22 protein-coding genes are annotated in these 20,544 nt (G+C 44.5%); 14 read left to right on the plus strand and 8 right to left on the minus strand.

Features of this window, described 5'->3' with window-relative positions; genetic code table 11:
* Positions 1 to 98 precede the first annotated feature (98 nt).
* Entirely contained in the window at positions 99 to 785 is a 687-nt protein-coding gene (locus EDD67_RS06305) for an ATP-binding cassette domain-containing protein (RefSeq protein ID WP_121439753.1), read from the minus strand.
* Positions 786 to 993: 208 nt separating this feature from the next.
* On the minus strand, positions 994 to 1,650 hold the full coding sequence (locus EDD67_RS06310) for a potassium channel family protein (protein WP_093074996.1): 657 nt from the start codon (positions 1,648 to 1,650) through the stop codon (positions 994 to 996).
* A 162-nt stretch (positions 1,651 to 1,812) separates the two neighbouring features.
* Between EDD67_RS06310 and EDD67_RS06315 the strand changes: the two genes are divergently transcribed.
* The 5 genes from EDD67_RS06315 to EDD67_RS06335 all read left to right on the plus strand — a co-directional run bounded on the left by EDD67_RS06315 (position 1,813) and on the right by EDD67_RS06335 (position 6,166).
* On the plus strand, positions 1,813 to 2,916 hold the full coding sequence (locus tag EDD67_RS06315) for a mechanosensitive ion channel family protein (protein WP_121439752.1): 1,104 nt from the start codon (positions 1,813 to 1,815) through the stop codon (positions 2,914 to 2,916).
* The gene (locus tag EDD67_RS06320; protein ID WP_121439751.1) at positions 2,913 to 3,158 is read left to right on the plus strand and encodes a glutaredoxin family protein; all 246 of its coding nucleotides are present in this window, start codon (positions 2,913 to 2,915) and stop codon (positions 3,156 to 3,158) included. The genes EDD67_RS06315 and EDD67_RS06320 overlap by 4 nt, the downstream gene beginning before the upstream one ends.
* A gap of 15 nt (positions 3,159 to 3,173) precedes the next feature.
* Positions 3,174 to 4,226, plus strand: coding sequence for an HD-GYP domain-containing protein (locus tag EDD67_RS06325; RefSeq protein ID WP_121439750.1), 1,053 nt, complete (start codon positions 3,174 to 3,176; stop codon positions 4,224 to 4,226).
* Positions 4,227 to 4,303: 77 nt separating this feature from the next.
* The gene (dapD, locus tag EDD67_RS06330) at positions 4,304 to 5,023 is read left to right on the plus strand and encodes a 2,3,4,5-tetrahydropyridine-2,6-dicarboxylate N-acetyltransferase (RefSeq protein ID WP_093075008.1); all 720 of its coding nucleotides are present in this window, start codon (positions 4,304 to 4,306) and stop codon (positions 5,021 to 5,023) included.
* Positions 5,024 to 6,166, plus strand: a complete 1,143-nt coding sequence (locus EDD67_RS06335) for an N-acetyldiaminopimelate deacetylase (RefSeq protein WP_242005996.1) — start codon at positions 5,024 to 5,026, stop codon at positions 6,164 to 6,166.
* Between the two features lie 145 nt (positions 6,167 to 6,311).
* On the opposite strand, the gene EDD67_RS06340 is transcribed toward EDD67_RS06335, so the two are convergent.
* Positions 6,312 to 7,157, minus strand: coding sequence for a mechanosensitive ion channel family protein (locus EDD67_RS06340; protein WP_093075010.1), 846 nt, complete (start codon positions 7,155 to 7,157; stop codon positions 6,312 to 6,314).
* A gap of 160 nt (positions 7,158 to 7,317) precedes the next feature.
* Here EDD67_RS06340 and EDD67_RS06345 point away from each other — a divergent pair, with 160 nt between their 5' ends.
* Positions 7,318 to 7,983, plus strand: a complete 666-nt coding sequence (locus EDD67_RS06345) for a potassium channel family protein (protein WP_093075013.1) — start codon at positions 7,318 to 7,320, stop codon at positions 7,981 to 7,983.
* Positions 7,984 to 8,031: 48 nt separating this feature from the next.
* Here EDD67_RS06345 and rnjA read toward each other — a convergent pair whose 3' ends face one another.
* From rnjA to def, 3 genes are all read right to left on the minus strand, one after another.
* Positions 8,032 to 9,696 (minus strand): ribonuclease J1, encoded by a 1,665-nt coding sequence (gene rnjA, locus EDD67_RS06350; RefSeq protein WP_093075016.1) that lies wholly within the window; start codon positions 9,694 to 9,696, stop codon positions 8,032 to 8,034.
* Between the two features lie 3 nt (positions 9,697 to 9,699).
* On the minus strand, positions 9,700 to 9,912 hold the full coding sequence (locus EDD67_RS06355; RefSeq protein ID WP_121439749.1) for a DNA-dependent RNA polymerase subunit epsilon: 213 nt from the start codon (positions 9,910 to 9,912) through the stop codon (positions 9,700 to 9,702).
* A 283-nt stretch (positions 9,913 to 10,195) separates the two neighbouring features.
* A complete protein-coding gene (def, locus tag EDD67_RS06360) occupies positions 10,196 to 10,777 on the minus strand; it encodes a peptide deformylase (protein WP_093075022.1) in 582 nt (193 codons plus the stop codon).
* A gap of 182 nt (positions 10,778 to 10,959) precedes the next feature.
* On the opposite strand from def, the gene EDD67_RS06365 reads away from it, so the two are divergent.
* The 5 genes from EDD67_RS06365 (at position 10,960) to lpdA (ending at position 17,202) form a co-directional block, all read left to right on the plus strand.
* Positions 10,960 to 11,610, plus strand: coding sequence for a YkyA family protein (locus EDD67_RS06365; protein WP_158638204.1), 651 nt, complete (start codon positions 10,960 to 10,962; stop codon positions 11,608 to 11,610).
* A gap of 395 nt (positions 11,611 to 12,005) precedes the next feature.
* On the plus strand, positions 12,006 to 13,094 hold the full coding sequence (gene pdhA, locus EDD67_RS06370; RefSeq protein ID WP_093075028.1) for a pyruvate dehydrogenase (acetyl-transferring) E1 component subunit alpha: 1,089 nt from the start codon (positions 12,006 to 12,008) through the stop codon (positions 13,092 to 13,094).
* Between the two features lie 3 nt (positions 13,095 to 13,097).
* On the plus strand, positions 13,098 to 14,075 hold the full coding sequence (locus EDD67_RS06375) for an alpha-ketoacid dehydrogenase subunit beta (protein WP_093075031.1): 978 nt from the start codon (positions 13,098 to 13,100) through the stop codon (positions 14,073 to 14,075).
* Between the two features lie 97 nt (positions 14,076 to 14,172).
* Entirely contained in the window at positions 14,173 to 15,789 is a 1,617-nt protein-coding gene (locus EDD67_RS06380; protein WP_121439747.1) for a dihydrolipoyllysine-residue acetyltransferase, read from the plus strand.
* A gap of 3 nt (positions 15,790 to 15,792) precedes the next feature.
* Positions 15,793 to 17,202 (plus strand): dihydrolipoyl dehydrogenase, encoded by a 1,410-nt coding sequence (lpdA, locus tag EDD67_RS06385; protein WP_093075036.1) that lies wholly within the window; start codon positions 15,793 to 15,795, stop codon positions 17,200 to 17,202.
* A 197-nt stretch (positions 17,203 to 17,399) separates the two neighbouring features.
* On the opposite strand, the gene EDD67_RS06390 is transcribed toward lpdA, so the two are convergent.
* Positions 17,400 to 17,621, minus strand: coding sequence for a hypothetical protein (locus EDD67_RS06390; protein ID WP_123875813.1), 222 nt, complete (start codon positions 17,619 to 17,621; stop codon positions 17,400 to 17,402).
* 236 nt (positions 17,622 to 17,857) lie between these two features.
* On the opposite strand from EDD67_RS06390, the gene EDD67_RS06395 reads away from it, so the two are divergent.
* The 3 genes from EDD67_RS06395 to EDD67_RS06405 are packed head-to-tail and all read left to right on the plus strand — an operon-like array spanning position 17,858 to position 20,026.
* A complete protein-coding gene (locus EDD67_RS06395; protein ID WP_093075445.1) occupies positions 17,858 to 18,412 on the plus strand; it encodes a GbsR/MarR family transcriptional regulator in 555 nt (184 codons plus the stop codon).
* Positions 18,405 to 19,076 (plus strand): cysteine hydrolase family protein, encoded by a 672-nt coding sequence (locus tag EDD67_RS06400; RefSeq protein ID WP_121439746.1) that lies wholly within the window; start codon positions 18,405 to 18,407, stop codon positions 19,074 to 19,076. Before EDD67_RS06395 ends, EDD67_RS06400 begins: the two co-directional genes overlap by 8 nt.
* Positions 19,073 to 20,026: a glycine betaine ABC transporter substrate-binding protein gene (locus EDD67_RS06405; protein WP_121439745.1), complete on the plus strand. Its 954-nt coding sequence runs from the start codon at positions 19,073 to 19,075 to the stop codon at positions 20,024 to 20,026. Before EDD67_RS06400 ends, EDD67_RS06405 begins: the two co-directional genes overlap by 4 nt.
* Before the next feature lie 65 nt (positions 20,027 to 20,091).
* Here the strand turns inward: EDD67_RS06405 and EDD67_RS06410 are convergent, their stop codons facing one another.
* The gene (locus tag EDD67_RS06410) at positions 20,092 to 20,484 is read right to left on the minus strand and encodes a hypothetical protein (RefSeq protein ID WP_121439744.1); all 393 of its coding nucleotides are present in this window, start codon (positions 20,482 to 20,484) and stop codon (positions 20,092 to 20,094) included.
* Between the last annotated feature and the right edge of the window lie 60 nt (positions 20,485 to 20,544).

Genomic DNA, 20,544 nt, shown 5'->3' on the forward strand with positions numbered 1-20,544 from the left:
GGACTTATGGCGGCATTTACCGTGCTTTCAATCATGTCCGTATTTTATGCAAATTAACAACCCCGTCCGGATTTGTTCCGGACGGGGTTGTTAATAGCTTAAACAGTATTAGGTGTTTCATCAATCAGTTGCCGATCCTCAATTTTAACGAACCGGTCGGCTTTTTGAACGAGCGAATCATCTTCTGTAACAAAAACGACGGTTATATTGTGCTTACGGGCAAATGAAAGAAGGTGATTAATAATCTCTCGGCCTTTTTCGCCTTCCAAGGCTTTTGTCGGCTCATCAGCTAATATGATTTTCGGTTTTGTCATTAATATTCTTGCAATCGTTCCGAGGATCAGCAGCTCATTGTCGAGCGATTCAATAGAGTGATCAATTTTATTTTCAGGAAAGCCTATTTCATCTAAAATGGCAAGCGCTGCTTTTTCTTTTTCAGGGTAATCCGGGTCATCTTCTTTTGTACCGATCAGCAAGTTTCCTTTTATAGACATGTACGGCATTAATACACTCTCGTCATTTAAATAGCCGATCGTATTCAGGCGCCATTCTGTCCGCTTTTTGATATGCACCAAATCTTCACCGAAAACTTTGACATCGCCTTTATTTGCAGGTGTCATTGCTGCAATCATTTGCAAAACCGTCGATTTTCCGACACCTTCTTCTCCGGAAATAACGACGAGTTCCCCCTCGCGAACAACAAAATCCATGTCTTCAAATAAAACTTTCATATCGCTTCCGTTAGCATATCGTTTTAAAATATTTTCCATCTCGATGACATTCATATGCCGGCCCCCTAAAATAAAATGGTAAGTTCATGATCACAGTTGTTAATTACTCCCTATACACATATTAAAACACGATAGGGGGGTAATTGAAACCGTTGTCAGGAAAAATGTTTGACAATTTTGCAAAGTTTGTAAACTTTTCATAGTAGTTAACTGACTTTGAATTGTATAAAAAAAGAACCCACACTGTGATGGGTTTAAAGAATTACAATGCACCGTCTTGAAAGCGGCGAAGGTCTTTTTTGTTGCCGATCATAACAAGAATATCGCCTTTGTTAATCTTTTCAGTCGGGTTCGGTGTGACGTCGACTTTATTTGTTTTTTTAATTGCAATGACCGTACAGCCGTATTTCGCGCGGATATCAAGTTCAACGAGCGACTTGTTGTTGATTTTGTCTGTCGCGAGCATTTCAACGATACTGTAATCGGACGAAAGATCAATGTAATCAAGCACTTTTTCCGAAGTGAGGAATTCAGCGATACGATAGCCCATATCATGTTCCGGATGAAAGATCCGATCGGCGCCGATTTTCTCAAGAACCTTATGATGGTAGTTATTTTGCGCCTTCACCCAAACTTTCGGCACGTCAAAATCTTTGAGGTGAAGAGTCGCGAGGATGCTTGCCTGAATGTCTTCTCCGATACCGACAATGACATGTTCGAAATTGCGGATGCCTATTCGCTGCAGAGCCGTTTCATCTGTCACATCAGCAACGAGCGTATGTGTCGCTACATCGCTCAAAGCATCGACCTTTTTCTCATTTTTATCAATTGCCAGCACTTCGTGTCCCATGTGGTGGAGTTCCCGGCAGACACTGCTGCCGAAGCGGCCTAAGCCGATAATCGCAAATTGTTTTTTCATGGTTCAAGTTCCTCTCAAGTAGAGTCGATATGTAAGTATATCATTTACAGCTCATGGTTTTCAAGTTACTATAAAAGCATATTAACCGCTGAAAGACTGCGGATTCAACGGTTCGGCTGAGAAAACAGTTGAATCATCATTTTCTATAAGGGAGAAACAATTATGAATATATTTATAGCCTCTGATCATTGGCTGCTGCAAATTTCATGGCAGGAATGGTTAATTGCTGCCGGCATATTACTGCTGTTTTTAACACTGCGCAAATTAATGGTGAATTATTTATTTAAATTTATTTTGCGTCTTGCTTATAAAACCCCGACGGAACTTGTAACGAATATTTTGTTATCTTTTGAAAAACCGTTAAGGCTGTTTCTCATTTTTCTCGGTGCATTTGTTGCTTTGCGCTTTTTACCGTTGACCGAACAAATTGACGGTATTTTGCTGCAAATTTTCCGGACAATCATCGTGATACATATTGCATGGGGACTGTTTAATCTTTCTGCTGCTTCCTCAAAAGTTTTTTCAAAAATCGGTGAAAAAATGGATGTACAGTTTGATGATATTTTGCTGCCTTTTTTGTCGAAGATTATCCGTTTTGCCGTGATTGTTATGGCTTTAAGTATCGTTGCCGATGAATGGGGCTACAATGTAAGCGGCTTTGTTGCCGGACTCGGTCTCGGCGGCTTGGCTTTTGCGCTTGCTGCACAAGACTCGATCAGCAACTTTTTTGGCGGGGTCATTATTATTACGGAGAAACCTTTCACGCTCGGCGATTGGATTAAGACACCGTCAGTCGAAGGCGTCGTTGAGGACATTTCGTTTCGCAGCACTTCGGTACGAACGTTTGCTGATACACTGGTCACTGTGCCGAATAACACGTTAGCGCATGAACCGATTGAAAACTTGCAAAAAATGGAGAAAAGACAAATTACCTTTAACCTCGGTGTTAAATATTCGACGCCCCGTGACAAAATTTCCCGCTGTGTCGACCGGTTTAATGAACTGCTCAAAAACCACGAACAGATCGATCAAGAACTGATCATTGTTCGTTTTACTGAGTTTAATGAAAGCAGCCTCGGTATATTCCTTTATTTTTTCTCTGCACCGACAGCTTGGGAGGAGCACCTGCAAATTAAAGAAGACATTAACTTGCGGTTAATGGGAATCATGGATGAAGAAGGGGTGCAAATGGCTTTTCCTAGCCGGAGTCTTTATTTGGAAGATACCGAAAGGCCTCTAGCAACTGAAAAGGAGGGGGATGTATGAGTCAAATAACTGTATATATCAGTTCGAATTGTCCTTATTGTCAGCGTGTGCTCGATTATTTTGCCAGTGAAATGATTGAGCCGCGCGTGAAAAATATTTCTGAAGATCAACAAGCGTACGCTGAGTGGAAAGCAATCAATCCGATCGGCACGCCGCTTACGTGTGTCGGTGATAACCATGTGGTAGGAGCAAACAAGAAAAAACTTGCAGAAATAGCAAATTCTTCTGGAAACAATGTTTGAAAAGGGTGAACAGCGATGCGCTATGTTTCGATTGACCAGCTTGATCAAGGGGAACAATTAGGCAAGCACATTTATGCCAGTGACGGAAGAATTTTGCTCAATCAAGGAGTGACATTGACAATCGGTCTCATATCTAAGCTGAGGCAGATGGGCGTCAGGTCGATCTTTATTAAAGACGACCGTTTTCCTGAAGTTGAAATCGAAGAAGTCGTATCTGAAACAACGCGCAGAGAAGCGATTTCGACGCTTGCCAATTCGATTCAGTACTTGCAGGAAGGTCAGCCGATTGAAGGAAATTCAGTCAGTTCGATCGTTGAAAAAATTATCGATGAGGTGATGGCGAATTCAGATGTATTAATTCACTTGACCGATATTCGTACAAAAGATAACGAACTGTTTGTGCATATGGTGAACGTTTGTATTATCTCAGTGATGATCGGTGTTCAATCAGGGCTTGGAAAAGCAAAAGTGCAAGAGCTCGCGGCAGGCGCTGCCTTGCACGATATCGGCAAGCTCATTGATCGAGTGAGCCGCCGCGATATTCCAACCGGTTACACGGAAAGGGATGAATTGATGAATCACCATTCCTGGAAAGGGTTTAATTTGCTGCGCAAATCTCCTGATATCAGCACATTGTCCGCGCATATTGCTCTTGCTCACCATGAGAATATTGACGGAACAGGGCAACCCCGCGGCTTAGAAAAAAATGACATCCATTTGCTGGCAAGAATTGTTGCGGTTGCAAATGATTATGACCATATGGTTTCAAGCCATACAGGCTCGAAAAGCTTTTTTCCGCACGAAGCGTGTGAAATCATCATGGGTCAAACCAACTCGCGCTTTGACCACCAAGTAGTTTGGCAGTTTCTCCGTTCGATCGCCTTTTATCCGAACGGAACTCAAGTGAAGTTAAGCAGCGGTTTAATCGGAGTCGTGACAAGTCAGCATAAAGGGCTTCCGCAAAGACCGGTCGTCCGGGCTTACGATCCTGATGGCGATGGTGTTCTGTTTGAGGAAGTTGATTTATCCAAAGAAACAACGACATTTATTACACGTGTATTTGAATAATCTTTACGATTGCATTTATTTATCTGAATGTCTATCATGGAGAAGAAATCTGATCTAATTAGAGGAGGATGCATTGAATGAAACAAATGGACGCAAACGAGATTATCAGCTTTATTTCCAACAGCGAGAAATCAACGCCTGTAAAAGTGCATGTTAAGGGAGATCTTGACGGTATTGATTTCGGAGCGAATACGAAAACATTTATCCAAGGCAATACTGGTGTACTTTTCGGCGAATGGAAAGATATTCAGCCGGCCGTAAAAAATAACGAAAGTAAAATCGAAGATATTGTCGTCGAAAATGACCGCCGCAATTCGGCGATTCCGACACTGGACTTAAAAAACATCCACGCGCGCATTGAACCTGGATCGATTATTCGCGATCAAGTGGAAATCGGCGATTCTGCCGTCATTATGATGGGAGCAGCCATCAACATCGGTTCCGTCGTCGGCTCGGGCACAATGATCGATATGAACGCGACACTCGGCGGCAGAGCAACAGTTGGAAATAACTGTCATATCGGGGCCGGGGCTGTGCTTGCCGGGGTCATCGAACCGCCTTCTGCCGATCCGGTCGTTGTCGAAGACGGGGTCGTTGTCGGTGCCAACGCTGTGATTCTTGAAGGCGTGCGCGTCGGCGAAGGTTCAGTTGTGGCAGCAGGAGCAATCGTAACAAACGACGTTCCGCCAAACAGCGTTGTTGCGGGAACCCCGGCAAAAGTTATTAAACAAATTGATGAGAAGACAAAAGGCAAAACAGAGATGAAAGCAGAACTGCGAAAGCTGAGTGATGAATAGATGACTTCATCACCGATGATGACAGAGCGCCTGGCGAATTATCGCCGGGCGCTTCATCAAATACCGGAAAAAGGTTTTGAAGAGTATAAAACCCAGCGTTTCATTCTCAATACGCTCGCCGGTTTCCCGCAAGATCAGATGGAAGTCGTGACGTGGCATACAGGTGTGCTCGTGAAAATTCACGGCACGGATCCCGTGAAAACGGTCGGATACCGAACGGACATGGATGGTTTGCCGATGGAAGAAGAAACAGCCCTGCCGTTTAAATCAGAACATCCCGGGATGATGCATGCCTGCGGTCATGATATGCATATGGCGATCGCGTTGACCCTTGTTGAACACTTTGCGTCGAACCCGGCGCGGGATCACTTGCTCTTCATTTTTCAGCCTGCTGAGGAAGGTCCGGGCGGAGCCAAACCGATGCTTGATTCAGAACCGTTTCAGCGTTGGCAGCCGGATGAGATGTATGCGCTGCACATTGCGCCGGAATACCCGGTCAAAACCGTTGCTGTAAAGCCGGGAATATTATTTGCCAACACAAGCGAATTGTTTATTGATCTTTATGGACAAGGCGGTCATGCGGCGTATCCGCATAAAACAGAGGACATGGTTGTCGCTGCAAGTTATTTTGTCACGCAGCTGCAGACGGTTGTTGCCCGCAATGTCCCGCCGCTTGATGCCGCGGTGGTTACAATCGGTAAAATCACCGGCGGTTCGAAACAAAACATCATCGCTGATCATGCCCGTTTAGAAGGGACGATACGCACGCTCTCGCTTGAATCAATGAACGAGGTGAAATCACGGATCGAATCGCTATGTAAAGGAACGGAGGCAAGCTTTCGCTGCCGGACATCGATCGATTACGGGGCGAATTACTGTCAAGTTTACAATGATGAAGAACTGTCCGAACAGTTAATCAGTGCCGCGGAAAATTCGTCTCACGTATCCTATACAGCTTGCGATAAAGCGATGACCGGCGAGGACTTCGGTTACTTTCTCGAAAAAATACCGGGTGCGATGTTTTGGCTCGGCGTAAACAGCGAACACGGACTTCATTCATCCAAATTAAATGCTGATGAGGAAGCGATGGAGCCGGCTGTGAACTTTCTGATCGAATGGATAAATGGGCGCACAGCGAATTAAACTGTCTTATTATCTGCTTGCCTGCGAATATAACTACTGCGGGCAGATCTTGTTAAAGCCAATCATTCGAGCGTAAGGTGTTGACTGAAAAAATGATAATACAAAAGAGGATCCTGAGTTTAATAACCCGGGATCCTCTTTTATATTATTCAGCTTCTTTCTCATTTTTATACAAGTTGACTTGATGAGGGAAGGGAATTTCAATGCCGTATTCGTCGAGCGATTCTTTCATCGCTTTGCGCAGATCGCGTTCCACCGCCCATTGTTCCATATTGGCGGTTTGCGACAATATTCGGATGACGACATCACTGTCGCCAAGAGTCTGCACGCCGACAACGTGCGGACCTTCTTTAATGCGCTCATCGTTTTCAGCCACACGGTCACAAGCGCGCTGCATGATATCCATCGCTTGATCGATATTTTCGTTATAAGCAATGCTGATATCGACAAGCGCCCGCATGTTTGAGCGCGAATGATTGCTCAGGCTGCCGATCTCCCGGTTTGGAATGTAGTGTACTGTTCCATCGAACCCTCTGATCCGGGTTGTACGGAGGCCGACCTCTTCGACAACGCCGTCAAGACCGGCGACGGTAACATATTCTTCTACTTCGAGCTGTTTTTCAAGCAAAATAAAAAATCCTGTCACAATATCGCTCACAAGCCCCTGCGCACCGAAGCCGACGGCTAAGCCTACAATACCGGCGCCGGCGATTAATGCCGTAACATCATATTCAAAAATTCCGACAATCAAGGTGGCTAAAATAAAGAGCAAAATGTAAGAAAACACATTTAATGCAAGGCGCTCAAGTGTAGCCGCTCGCCCCTCGCCGATGTTTTGTTTTTCGCTCATTTTCGAAAAACTGTTGCTGATCATTTTTTTACCGAGCGCGCGGATGATAAAAAAGGCGATCAGAATGCCGGCAAGCTGAAGACCGACTGTCAAAGCTTTTGTTCCGAGTGCTTGCCAGTCAATCGTTTGAATCCAATCCATAAACGATAACTCCTTTCGCGTCTATTGCTGTCATTTTTGGAACGACTTTTAGTATTTTACCACAATATATAAGCGGCTTAAACGTGAAATCATCTTTGAACAGCTTGAGATAAACATGGTATGATAATGTGTATGTAAGTACAATTGTGGAGGAACTGAGATGAAAAAACAATTTGCAATTATCGGTTTAGGCCGCTTTGGAGGCAGCATTTGCCGTGCATTAAATGAACAGGGGTTAGAAGTGCTCGCGATTGATACAAGCGAAGAAAAAGTGAACGAATTTGCCTCTGTCGCGACACACGCGGTGATTGCCGATGCGACGGAAGAAATGACGTTAAAGAGTTTAGGCATACGTAATTTTGATCATGTTGTTGTTGCGATCGGCGACAATATACAGTCGAGCATCTTGACGACGCTGATGCTTGTAGAACAAGGCGTTAACCACATCACCGTCAAGGCGCAAAACGATTATCACGAGAAGGTGCTGAACAAAATCGGTGCCCACAAAGTCGTTCACCCGGAGCGGGATATGGGGGTGAGGATTGCGCATAACGTCGTTTCAAAAAACGTGCTTGACTACCTTGAATTATCCAATGAATACAGCATTGTCGAATTAGAAGCTGGCAAACTCGTCGATAAGCGGTCGCTGACAGACCTTGATCTGCGATTGAAATACGGCTGCAACGTCATGGCGATAAAACGGGAAGACGATGTCAACGTGTCGCCGGCTCCTGATGATATATTGTTAGAAGGAGATATCATTATCGTTGTCGGCGCAGACAGCGATATTAATCGAATGGAAGAAGCATTGTTTGATGATAACTAGATACGTAAAACCGGCAGGCCGTTTATTATCGGGCCTGCCGGTTTTTTCTTAAACTTCCATAATGATCGGCAAGATCATCGGTTTTCGTTTTGTTTTTTCATATAAGAAAGGTCCGAGTGTGTCGGAAATCTCATTTTTAATTTCAGACCATTGCGTCGTTTTGTTTTTCATTAATCCGTTTAAATGCGTCGATAACTTACGCTGTGCTTGGTTGATTAAATCGCCCGATTCACGCATATATACAAACCCGCGTGAAATGATATCCGGGCCGGAAGCAATTTTATAATCTTTCATATTAATCGTTACAACAACAACGACTAACCCTTCTTCAGAGAGGATACGGCGGTCGCGTAAAACGATATTGCCGATATCACCGATGCCGCTGCCGTCAACATAGATCGATCCCGAAGGAATTTTGCCGGCAAGCGACGCTTCATTGCGATCGAGCGCAAGAACATCGCCGATATCCATAATAAATGAATTTTCTTCCGGAACGCCGGTATCTTTCGCTAAATGCGTATGCATTTTAAGCATCCGGTATTCGCCGTGAATCGGCATGAAAAACTTAGGACGCATCAGTCGGAGCATCAACTTCTGCTCTTCTTGTCCGCCGTGACCGGACGTGTGAATATCATTTAACGATCCGTGAATGACCTCGGCTCCTGCACGGAAAAGCTGATTAATTATTTTATTGACGCTCATTGTATTTCCCGGAATCGGGGAAGACGAGAAGATGACTGTATCTCCGGGAATGATCTGAATTTGTCTGTGCGTTCCGTGCGCAATTCTTGACAGAGCGGCCATTGGTTCGCCTTGACTGCCGGTACATAAAATCAAAACTTGATCTGCGGGAATTTTGTTCAGCTGATTCGGTTCGATAAACGTTTCATCTGGAGCATTGATATAGCCCAATTCACGCCCGATCCGAATGGCAGATTCCATGCTTCTGCCGAAAACAGCTACTTTACGTCCGTATTTCACCGCTGATTCGACAGCCTGCTGCAGCCGGTAAATATTTGATGCGAACGTTGCAAAAATAATCCGGCCGTCCACTTTGCGGAAAATGCCTTCAATACTTTCGCCGACTTTTCGTTCAGACATCGTGAATCCGGGAATTTCTGCGTTCGTGCTGTCGGAAAGCAGGCAAAGGACACCTTCCTCGCCGATCTTAGCCATCTTTGACAAATTGGCAGGCTCGCCGACCGGCGTGAAATCGAATTTAAAATCACCGGTCTGGACGATATTGCCTTCCGGTGTTTTCACGACGATCCCCAAAGAATCCGGAATGCTGTGTGTTGTGCGGAAAAAAGAAACGGCTGTTTTTTGGAATTTGATAACCGTATCTTCCTGTACTTCGTTTAAGCTCGCGTTTCTAAGCAAACCGTGTTCTTCCAACTTGTTGCGAATCAATGCAAGGGCGAGGCGGCCGCCGTAAATAGGAGCATTAATTTCACGCAGCAAGTAAGGGACACCGCCGATGTGGTCTTCATGACCGTGGGTTATGAAAATTCCTTTGATTTTATCTGCATTTTTGACGAGGTACGTATAATCGGGAATAACGTAGTCAATACCTAGCAATTCGTCCTCAGGGAACTTAATACCAGCATCGATAATAATGATTTCATCCTGAAATTGGACCCCGTACATATTTTTACCGATTTCCCCAAGACCCCCAAGGGTGAAAATCGCTACTTGGTGATTTTTAACTTTCATGATTTATGCTTTCTCCACGCGAAAATCTTCGTTGTTTTCTTTTTCGTAGGCTAGAGCGGCATCGGATAACGGGGTCACGAATTCGATGTTGTAATTAGTGTTTTTCAGTGATCTACGAACCTGTTCTTCGGTCTCTGCTTCAACGTACATGGCTTTTGTCTCTTCTCTGACAGGAACTTCCTCAATCGTCTCTTGATAATATACTTTAAATACCATTTATTCATTCTCTCCTTTGTCTGTACATACATTTATGCCTTTCTCCTGATCATTTCGTGAAAGATAATCGGCGCTTTCCTGCCATCTGTTTAGATCTGATGAAACAAACTGAGAAAAACGTTGATTGTCTTCATATTGCCTTTCCCGCCTAGAAAGGTGACGAATCGAATCATTTGAAATACTTGAAAATAGAAATATCCGCACTTTCCACCTTATAACATTCTAAACCTTGTACCTTGATACTTCAAGCTTCATGTGCGAAATTCCCTTTATAGCTGAAGGTTTATGCCAAGGGGACTTCATCTTCGCTGCGCTGAACGAGTTCGTGCGGAGGTAGCTCGATCTTATAAGGATCTTGCTCATCAATGCGGTCGTAAAACATAATTCCGTTTAAATGATCTAATTCGTGCTGAAAAACGATGGCAAGAAAACCGCGCAGCCGTTTTGTGAATCGCCGGCCGTCGAGATCGTAAGCTTCGAGTTTTACGCGTGCATAACGGGGAACGATGCCGGGAACATCTCTATCGACTGAGAGACAGCCTTCGCCGCCTTCTAAGTATGCCGATTGTTGCGAATGGCTGATAATTTTCGGGTTGAACATCGCCAATTCAATCAATTCGTCGTTATGGTCGGTTGTCCGCATTGCAATCATTCTTTTTTTGAGATTAATTTGCGGCGCAGCAAGACCCACACCGGGCCGTAACTGGTACTCTTGAGCGGTTTCAGGATCTTGGCTGTTACGCAAAAATTCGATCATTTCTTCTAATTGCCGCTTATCTTCATCGCTCGGCGGTAAAGCGACTTCCTCTGCTTTTTCCCGCAAAACTGAATTTCCTTCTCGGATTACATCGTCCATTGTTAACATTCCAGTATACCCCTTCCGTCGATCGATCATTTATATTCTATAATAACTAGAATGAATATGAAAAGGAAGAGGGAAGATTTGCGTTGCAATGATGATGAAAATCTCTTGTAATCTTAAGGAAAATAGGGTAATTTTATAATGGCAAGATCAGAATGGAAAAGGTATTTGAGGAGGTCATTTTATTGAATAAATTAACAACCGCATCTGTTAGTGCGTTGTCTGTTGCTCTTTTGGCCGGTTGCGGCGGAAACGATCCTGCAGAAGAAATGTATGAATATTTGGAAGAATCTGTGCAAATCGAATCTGAGATTGAAGAGAAGCAGGAGCCGATGCAAGAAGCGGAGCAAGAAGAACAACGGCTTTACGAAGAAGAGATGCTCCAGCTGACGGAAGTAGAGGATATTGCCCCATACGCAGAGGAAGCGATTGAATCTGCCGAAGAACGGAAAACATTAATGGAAGAAGAGCGGGATCTGATTGAAGAATCTTACGAGACATTTCAGCAAGCAGAAGAACCGAAAGCTAATTTAGAAGATGAAGAGCTTCAAGAGGCAGCCGAAGAGATGTTCAGTACGATGGAGACTCGTTATGATACATACAGCGAATTGTTTGAAACGTACATGGAATCAATCGAGCTCGATATCGAACTTTATGAAATGACGAAATCGGAAGAGACGGAAACAGATGAACTGGAAGAGCAGCATGAGCAGGTAAATGAAAAATACAACGAAATCACTGAGCTGAATAATGAATTTAACGAGCTGACGAATGAGTATAATGAAGCGAAAATGAATTTTTACGAAGCGGCAGATTTTGAAGTGACATTCGAATAACTCAGCAAATAAAAAAGGGGCGGAAGACTGCCTCTTTTTTTTTATAGCTTTACTATAACAGATGTTTAATAAATGTATAACAGATCGAGGGGTTCGCGAAGTTGCCTAAACAACTTATGTGTAGAGGTAAACTTATTTAACAAGCTTAAAGCGTTGACTTTTTTGTTACGAGTCGTGTAATATATGATTTGGAATCAGGGGTTGTACTACCTTTGAAATATATAGATTGTTACAGGTTTTACGCTATATGCAATCGACGATTATTTTTTTCAGTGAACGGGAATACAACCACTGTGAAATGTCTGGACGGAACTACTGATAACGGCGTGAATTTGTTGTAAGCAAGATATAAACCCCGTGATTCGATTTAATGAAAGGATGAGGTGAAAAGACAGATGGAAAAAACGAAGGAATTACAGCAGATCGAAGAGCAGTTTAAAACTTTTCAAATTATGGATGAAGAAGGGAACATTGTAAACAAAGAAGCTCTGCCGGACCTTTCTGATGAGGACTTAAAAGAAATGATGAAGCGTATGGTTTATACGCGCATTTGGGATCAGCGCGCGATTTCACTTAATCGCCAAGGGCGTTTAGGCTTCTATGCACCGGTTGCCGGGCAAGAGGCCTCGATGATCGGCTCGCATTACGCGCTGGAACAACAGGATTGGATATTGCCGGGGTATCGTGACATACCGCAAATTCATTACCACGGACTTCCGTTGCACCAGCTTTTTTTATGGTCGCGCGGACACTTCCAAGGCGGCCAAATGCCTGAAGGCGTTCGAGTTATGATGCCGCAAATTATTATCGGCGCGCAAATCACTCAAACGGCGGGCGTCGCTATGGGACTTAAAAAGAATAAAGAAGATGCGATAGCAATCACATATACAGGAGACGGCGGTGCTTCGCAAGGAGATTTCTACGAAGGAGTCAACTTTGCCGGCGCTTTCAACTCCCCGGCGGTCTTCGTTGTACAAAACAACCAGTTTGCTATTTCCGTACCGGTTGAAAAGCAGTCGGCTGCTGAAACGATCGCACAAAAAGCAGTCGCTGCCGGTGTACATGGCGTGCAAGTAGACGGCATGGACATCCTCGCCGTTTATGCTGTTACGCAAGAAGCCAGAAAACGGGGGCTGGAAGGAAACGGTCCGACGCTGATTGAAACAATGACTTACCGTTACGGCCCGCATACGATGGCCGGAGACGATCCAACGCGGTACCGTACATCTGAAGAAGATAATGAATGGGAAAAGCGTGATCCGCTCGTACGTTTCCGTAAATATCTCGAGTCAAAAGATATTTGGAGCGAAGAAGAAGAAGACGAGATTGTTGAACAGGCAAAAGAAGACATTAAAGCCGAAATTAAAAAGGCCGATCAAGCTCCGAAGCAAAAAGTTACGGACTTAATCGATCTTATGCACGACGAACTGCCGAGCAATTTAAAAGAGCAGCGTGCGAAATACGAAGAAAAGGAGTCGAAATAAGCCATGGCGCAAATGACAATGATTCAAGCAATTACGGATGCGATGCGGTCAGAGTTAAAAAATGATGAAAAGGTTCTTGTATTCGGCGAGGACGTCGGCCAGAACGGCGGCGTTTTTCGGGCGACGGAAGGATTGCAAGATGAATTCGGCGAAGAGCGCGTATTTGATACGCCGCTTGCCGAGTCCGGCATTGGAGGCTTGTCAGCCGGTCTCGGTGTAACAGGATTTCGTCCGGTAATGGAAATCCAGTTTTTCGGTTTCGTCTTTGAAACGTTTGATGCAATATCAGCTCAGATGGCGCGGATGCGCTATCGTTCCGGCGGTACGTACAACTCTCCGGTGACGATCCGTTCTCCGTTCGGGGGCGGTGTAAAAACTCCGGAATTGCATGCAGACAGTTTGGAAGGGTTAATGGCACAATCGCCGGGACTGAAAGTTGTCATTCCGTCCAATCCATATGACGCGAAAGGACTTCTTATTTCTGCGATTCGCGATAACGATCCGGTAGTCTATCTCGAGCATATGAAACTGTACCGCTCTTTCCGCGAAGAAGTGCCGGAAGAGGATTATACGGTGCCGCTCGGTAAAGCGAAAGTAACGCGCGAAGGATCGGATGTAACGATTGTGACTTACGGTGCCATGGTTCACCAGGCAGCAAAAGCTGCTGAAGAACTGGAAAAAGAAAATGTTTCCGCAGAAGTCATTGATCTTCGTACGGTATCTCCGATCGACATTGATACTATAATTGAATCAGTTGAAAAAACGAATCGCGCGATTGTTGTTCAGGAAGCGCAAAAGAAAGCCGGTATTGCTGCCAGTGTCGTGGCAGAAATTAACGATCGGGCGATCTTGAAGCTGGAGGCGCCTGTTTTGCGGGTAACAGCACCGGACACCGTGTTTCCGTTCGCGTCAGCTGAAGATGCTTGGCTGCCGAACCATAAAGATATTGTTGAACGGGTTAATGAGGTAATCAATTTCTAGGCACCGATTCAGCTTGAACATAAGAGGGCGGGGGGGAAGTTTCCCCGTTCTCGACTTTTTATACGTATTTTTATTTTTTGAAACGGAGGCATTCATCATGGCATACGAATTTAAACTTCCCGATATCGGTGAAGGAATCCATGAAGGCGAGATTGCGAAATGGCATGTGCAAGAAGGCGACGAAGTAAAAGAAGACGACGTGCTTTGTGAAGTGCAAAATGACAAAGCTGTTGTTGAAATTCCGTCGCCTGTTGAAGGAACGGTAAAAAAGATTCATGTCGAAGAAGGCGTTACAACAAACGTCGGCGATGTCATTATGACGTTTGAAACAGATGCGGAACAGCCGCCGGAAGCGCACGGAGAAGAAGAGGCGCCGCAAGAAGAAAAAGCAGCTGCGAGCAGTGAACCGGCATCTTCCTCCAAAAGTAAAGGCGATTATGAATTTAAACTTCCAGACATCGGTGAAGGGATCCATGAAGGCGAGATTGCGAAATGGCATGTGCAAGAAGGCGCCGAAGTAAAAGAAGATGACGTGCTTTGTGAAGTACAAAATGACAAAGCTGTTGTTGAAATCCCGTCGCCTGTTGAAGGAACGGTAAAAAAGATTCATGTCGAAGAAGGTGTGACAACGAACGTCGGCGATATCATTATGACGTTTGAAACAGACGCGGAACAGCCGCCGGAAGCGCACGGAGAAGAAGAAGCGCCGCAAGAAGAAAAGGCTGCTGCAAGCCAAGGTGATACAGCTCAGCCCGCAGACAGCGATGCACGGGTGATCGCTATGCCGTCTGTGCGCAAGTATGCCCGCGAGAAAAATGCTCAAATTCATAAAGTCCAAGGATCAGGCAAAAACGGTCGTGTGTTAATAGAAGACATCGATGCTTACTTGTCCGGAGAGCAAGCCCCTGCAGCCGAAGCATCAGCGCCAGACGCGGCAGGCGAGCCGGCAGCGCAAGCGAAGTCGGAAGAAAAAGCTCCTCAGCCGGTATCCTCCTACACACCGGCAAATGAAGCTTATGAAACGCGCGAGAAGATGTCCGGCATTCGAAAAGCGATCTCAAAAGCAATGGTGAACTCGAAGCAAACGGCTCCGCATGTTACACTGATGGATGAAATCGATGTAACAGATCTGGTTGCTCACCGGAAACAGTTCAAAGCAGTCGCTGAAGAAAAAGGCATCAAACTGACATATTTGCCATATGTTGTAAAGGCTTTAACGTCAGCGATTCGCGAGTATCCAGTTTTAAATGCTTCGCTCGATGATGCTTCGCAAGAGATTGTCTATAAGCACTACTTCAATATCGGGATTGCAGCCGACACAGAAAAAGGTTTGATGGTTCCTGTCGTCAAAGATGCTGACAGAAAATCGATTTTCACGATTTCAGATGAAGTGAACGATTTGGCGAAAAAGGCTCGTGACGGGCAATTGACGAGTGAAGAAATGAAGGGAGCGTCTACGACGATAACGAACATCGGCTCGGCCGGCGGGCAATGGTTTACCCCGGTAATTAATCATCCGGAAGTGGCGATTCTCGGTCTTGGCCGCATTCAAGAAAAAGCTGTTGTCAAAGACGGAGAAGTCGTTGTAGCCCCGGTGCTGGCGCTGTCACTCAGCTTTGATCACCGCATTATTGACGGAGCAACAGCTCAACACGCCATGAATCAGATTAAACGTCTCTTGAACGATCCGCAATTACTCATGATGGAGGGATAATTAATGGTAGTAGGAGATTTTCCAATTGAAGTAGACACACTTGTCATCGGCTCCGGCCCCGGGGGATACGTCGCTGCAATCCGGGCAGCGCAAAAAGGACAAAAAGTCACCGTTGTTGAAAAAGACAATTTGGGCGGGGTCTGTTTGAATGTCGGCTGTGTCCCTTCAAAAGCACTTATTGAAGCGGGTCACCGTTATCACAACGCAGGGAACTCGGACGACATGGGGATTTCTGTAGAAAAAGTTAACCTCGATTTTTCGAAAGTTCAAGAATGGAAAGAGTCCGTCGTGCAAAAATTGACCGGCGGTGTTCAAGGACTTTTGAAAGGAAACGGAGTCGAAGTTGTTCGCGGCGAAGCATTTTTTGTTGATGATACAACACTTCGAGTCATGGATGAAAAATCTTCACAAACGTACAAGTTTGAAAATTGCATTGTTGCAACAGGCTCACAGCCGGTAGAACTTCCTAAGTTTAAGTTCAGCGACAAAGTTGTGTCATCGACCGGAGCGCTGCAGCTGAAAGAAGTTCCCGAAAAAATGGTTGTGATTGGCGGCGGTTATATCGGTGTCGAGCTCGGCGCCGCATACGCTAATCTCGGGTCGGAAGTAACGATTCTCGAGGGCTTGAAAAACATTCTTCCCGGATTTGAAAAACAAATGAGTCAGCTTGTTGTGAAGCGTCTGAAAAATAACGGCGTGACGATCAAAACAGAAGCCTTTGCTCAAGAAATGGAAGAAACAGAAAACGGTGTGAAAATTAAAGCCGAGATTAACGGCGAAATCGAAGAATTTGAAAGTGATGTTCTGTTAGTGACGGTCGGGCGCAAACCGAATACCGATGAACTAGGCTTGGAGCAAGCCGGTGTTGAAGTTGGCGACAACGGCCTTGTGCAGATCGATAAGCAGTGCCGAACGTCGGTGAAAAATATTTATGCGATCGGCGATATCGTCGAAGGCCCGGCGCTTGCGCATAAAGCTTCCTACGAAGCGAAAGTAGCTGCCGAAGCGATTGCGGGCGAGCCGTCTGAAATCGATTATACCGCGATTCCGGAAGTCGTCTTCTCAGGTCCGGAACTTGCACAAGTCGGCTTAACTGAACAGCAGGCTAAAGACGAAGGTTATGAAGTCGAGGCCAGCAAATTTCCGTTTGCTGCAAACGGACGCGCGCTTTCTTTAAACGAAGAAGAAGGATTTATGAAAATGGTTACCCGCAAAGAAGACGGGCTCGTCCTCGGTGTACAAATTGCCGGTCACAATGCATCTGATATGATTTCTGAAGCTTGTGTGGCGATTGAAGCGGGGATGACGGCCGAAGATATCGCTTTAACGATTCATGCTCATCCGTCGCTAGGTGAAATCACGATGGAAACAGCAGAATTGGCAACAGGCTTACCAATTCATGTAGTTAAATAATGTGATCAATCCTCCGCTAAAACAGCGGAGGATTTAGGTTGTCGACAAATTATATTTTTATGTCAGCCATGAATCCACTATCCTCCGCTTGCCCCGGGCAAGGACTCAGCTAGGATTCGGCGGTCTCAGACCGTCGAATCCGGATCATCGTCTCTTGCTTTCCCGGAGGCGTCGGAGGAGTGGATGCATGGCTTTTTTTATGAATACACTCGTTTCAAAGCAGAAGGATGACCCGGCATCCCGGCTTTCTCCTGCGAGATAGCGAGACAGGCGATACCCTGCAGGGCATCAGCCCGAAGCGGATCGGCGCTCGCCTGCGGACTAGTAAGACACGGCGAAGTCTTTTTGAGCCGATGTCGCAGTGATACCTTCAGGTGAAAGAAGCCGGACGATGCGCCGTCATCCGTTCCTTTTAACATGACATCGATCGATGTGATGACTTTGTCTACAGTCTGGATCCTCCGCTAAAACAGCGGAGGATTTTTTGTTTGATTCGATTACCTTGTATTTACTTTGTTTATCTATAAATATCTCGAGATAGAAGCTAAAAGTGATATTTGCGCAACATGTATAAATGATATATATTTAATTTGTTCAATTCATATAATCTAAATTAAACAAATTGAACTTAAATGAATAGAAGAGGAGGGCCAAAATGTCTCATACGGACAGTGATAAATTAAATGAAGCACGTGATGTTATGATCAGCGCGATCGCACAGTCAATGGAGATTTACGGTGTTTCCCCTTCCGTCGGCCGAATCTATGGTGTTCTATACTATTCAGAGGAACCGATGTCGCTTGAGGATATTAAGGATGAAGTAGCGATGAGTAAAGCAAGCGTAAGCAACGGCATGCGCGAACTGCTTGATACAGAAATGGTCATTAAAGTCTGGAAAAAAGGTGAGCGCAAAGATCACTTTATTGCGGAAAAAGATTTCTTAAAAAACTTTATCAACTACTTTGTCAAACAAATCCGTCATGAAAAAAATTTGATTATGAAAGCATCAGAACAGGCTAAGCCGGTGTTTGATGAAATGCTTAAATCAGATGATAATCATGTACGTGATGCTGCTCAAAAGGACAAAAAAAATATGGAAAGCACTTTCGATTATTTTGACTGGACAATGCGATTGGCGTACGCGATGGAAACCGGCGAAATTTTCGATTATTTCCCTAAAAAAGAAGAAAAAGGTGAAGAAGATGGATAAAACAAAAACAGCGGTTGTACTTATTGATATGCAAAAAGAAAGCAGTTTTGGCATTGCTGATGTAGATCAGGTCATCGAAAAAGCAGCTCACTATTTGCCGTATTTTCGCGAGCAAGGAATTCCGATCATTTACACGCGTCAGATTAACCGCGCTGACGGCACCGGTTTATCGAATGAAGAACCTTTGAATGAAAAAGGAGAACCGATTTATTATCATGACGGGACTGATCAAATAGAAATATTTGACGAAATTGCTCCTCAAAAAGGAGAACCGGTTATTGATAAATATCGTTGGAGTTCGTTTCATGAAACGAGTCTGGATCTAATGCTCCGCAGTTTGAATGTAACAGATGTAGTTATGGCGGGATTTGTAACCGACGGCTGTTTAATGACAAGTGTCTTTGATGCTTATTTCCGAAATTACAAGGTACATTTATTGAAAGATCTTATTGCTACGACGAACGAAGGCGCTCACATGTCAGCAATGCTGATCATGGCAAATTGGGTTTATGACATGGAAGTTTATGATACCGAAGAATTAGTTAAAAAAATGAACGGCGAAACGTATCGATCTTGGAAAGGGGCAGGAGCGGATACGCTGCAGTTTACACCGGAGACAATAAGAGAACAATACAATCAATTGAAAGGTGTGGAGAAAACATGAAGAAGACACTAAACGTTTCAATATTAACCGGGAGTATGCTCTTAACTTTAGCGGCATGCGGCGAAAACGCAAACGAAGATAATAACAACATAAACAATGATACAACCAATGAAAATAACAACGAAGCAAACGAAGCAGTGTCAGAGGAAGAAGCGGGAGAGCTTGAAGGTGACGATCAAGTCATTACCTTTGGTGTGACGACATGGACAAGCACAGAGGCACCGACTGAAATCATCAGTCAAATTTTACAGGATGAAGGTTATGAAGTTGACTTTGAGTTTTTGGATCAGCCGATCATTTGGGAAGGACTCGCGAATGAAGATATTGATTTCTTCATGGATGCTTGGCTTCCCTATACTGAAGAAGAACTTTGGAATGAATATGAAGATGAATTGCAGCAAGTGACGGTAAGTTACGAAGAAGCTCCGCTCGGCTGGGTTGTGCCTGAATATGTCGCAGAGGATTCGATCTCGGATTTAATTGATCAAGGCGATAAATACGACAACCAAGTACTGGGGATAGATCCGGGCGCAGGAATTGTAACGATTTCTGAAGATGTCATGGACGGCTACGATCTTCATGATGAATATGAACTGTTGACTTCGAGTGAACCGGCAATGCTTTCTGATGTACAGAGCATGGTTGAAAACGAAGAGCCGGTCGTTTTCACAGGCTGGCGTCCGCACTCGATGTTTGCGGATATGGACTTGAAATTTTTAGAGGATGAAGAAGAGTACTTTAAGGAAGATGATGTATATGTCCTTTCTTATGAAGGGGTAGAAGAAAAGCACCCGGAAGTTTACGAGATATTATCTAACTGGGAAATTGAAGTCAGTGACCTAGAAGAAATGATGCTTGAATATGAAGAGGATGATCGTCCATTCGAAGAGTCAGCAGAAGAATGGATTGAGGAGAATGAAGAGCAAGTTGAAGAAATGGTCAATTCCTGATAGGTGAACAAAAGGAGTGAATCTAAGTGATTCACTCCTTTTTTCTCTATATAACAAGTTACGGATTATCTTTTAACGAGCGGGAATTCAGATTCAAGCTCGCGCACGATGTATGAAAAATTGTTTTCGCCGGAAACACGAACTTGTTCTTCCATATCATCAATGATTAGCAAGGACGGATACGATGATACATCAAAGTGGTCGGTCAGCATGTTTTGCTGCTTAGAGACGATCTCGACTTTTTCCAGCATACCCGGGTGTTGCTGTTGCATCGTTATTAATGCATCGTAATAATCATTTTCCTGATCGTAATCGGTCTCATCAGAAAATAATAGCGCAATAGCTCCTTCATCGTCTTCTTGATCTAAAAAGGGATATTCAGCTTGTATGTCTCCGCCGTTTGAACAGCTGTTAATCAGCGGTACGAGCAATACCGCAAAAAGCAGTATAGATTTCACATTATGACCTCCTAAATACGTTCAAGAAGAAAAACAGGAATTTCTGTTTTAATATGCAGT

The organism is Salisediminibacterium halotolerans (genome assembly GCF_003814815.1).
Taxonomy (GTDB): domain Bacteria; phylum Bacillota; class Bacilli; order Bacillales; family Salisediminibacteriaceae; genus Salisediminibacterium; species Salisediminibacterium halotolerans.

Bases quoted from the DNA above. Each gene is read 5' to 3' on its own strand.
- EDD67_RS06305 (WP_121439753.1), bottom strand. From the start codon at position 785: ATGAATGTCATCGAGATGGAAAATATTTTAAAACGATATGCTAACGGA.
- EDD67_RS06310 (WP_093074996.1), bottom strand. From the start codon at position 1,650: ATGAAAAAACAATTTGCGATTATCGGCTTAGGCCGCTTCGGCAGCAGT.
- EDD67_RS06315 (WP_121439752.1), top strand. From the start codon at position 1,813: ATGAATATATTTATAGCCTCTGATCATTGGCTGCTGCAAATTTCATGG.
- EDD67_RS06320 (WP_121439751.1), top strand. From the start codon at position 2,913: ATGAGTCAAATAACTGTATATATCAGTTCGAATTGTCCTTATTGTCAG.
- EDD67_RS06325 (WP_121439750.1), top strand. From the start codon at position 3,174: ATGCGCTATGTTTCGATTGACCAGCTTGATCAAGGGGAACAATTAGGC.
- dapD (WP_093075008.1), top strand. From the start codon at position 4,304: ATGAAACAAATGGACGCAAACGAGATTATCAGCTTTATTTCCAACAGC.
- EDD67_RS06335 (WP_242005996.1), top strand. From the start codon at position 5,024: ATGACTTCATCACCGATGATGACAGAGCGCCTGGCGAATTATCGCCGG.
- EDD67_RS06340 (WP_093075010.1), bottom strand. From the start codon at position 7,157: ATGGATTGGATTCAAACGATTGACTGGCAAGCACTCGGAACAAAAGCT.
- EDD67_RS06345 (WP_093075013.1), top strand. From the start codon at position 7,318: ATGAAAAAACAATTTGCAATTATCGGTTTAGGCCGCTTTGGAGGCAGC.
- rnjA (WP_093075016.1), bottom strand. From the start codon at position 9,696: ATGAAAGTTAAAAATCACCAAGTAGCGATTTTCACCCTTGGGGGTCTT.
- EDD67_RS06355 (WP_121439749.1), bottom strand. From the start codon at position 9,912: ATGGTATTTAAAGTATATTATCAAGAGACGATTGAGGAAGTTCCTGTC.
- def (WP_093075022.1), bottom strand. From the start codon at position 10,777: ATGTTAACAATGGACGATGTAATCCGAGAAGGAAATTCAGTTTTGCGG.
- pdhA (WP_093075028.1), top strand. From the start codon at position 12,006: ATGGAAAAAACGAAGGAATTACAGCAGATCGAAGAGCAGTTTAAAACT.
- EDD67_RS06375 (WP_093075031.1), top strand. From the start codon at position 13,098: ATGGCGCAAATGACAATGATTCAAGCAATTACGGATGCGATGCGGTCA.
- EDD67_RS06380 (WP_121439747.1), top strand. From the start codon at position 14,173: ATGGCATACGAATTTAAACTTCCCGATATCGGTGAAGGAATCCATGAA.
- lpdA (WP_093075036.1), top strand. From the start codon at position 15,793: ATGGTAGTAGGAGATTTTCCAATTGAAGTAGACACACTTGTCATCGGC.
- EDD67_RS06390 (WP_123875813.1), bottom strand. From the start codon at position 17,621: ATGTTAAAAGGAACGGATGACGGCGCATCGTCCGGCTTCTTTCACCTG.
- EDD67_RS06395 (WP_093075445.1), top strand. From the start codon at position 17,858: ATGTCTCATACGGACAGTGATAAATTAAATGAAGCACGTGATGTTATG.
- EDD67_RS06400 (WP_121439746.1), top strand. From the start codon at position 18,405: ATGGATAAAACAAAAACAGCGGTTGTACTTATTGATATGCAAAAAGAA.
- EDD67_RS06405 (WP_121439745.1), top strand. From the start codon at position 19,073: ATGAAGAAGACACTAAACGTTTCAATATTAACCGGGAGTATGCTCTTA.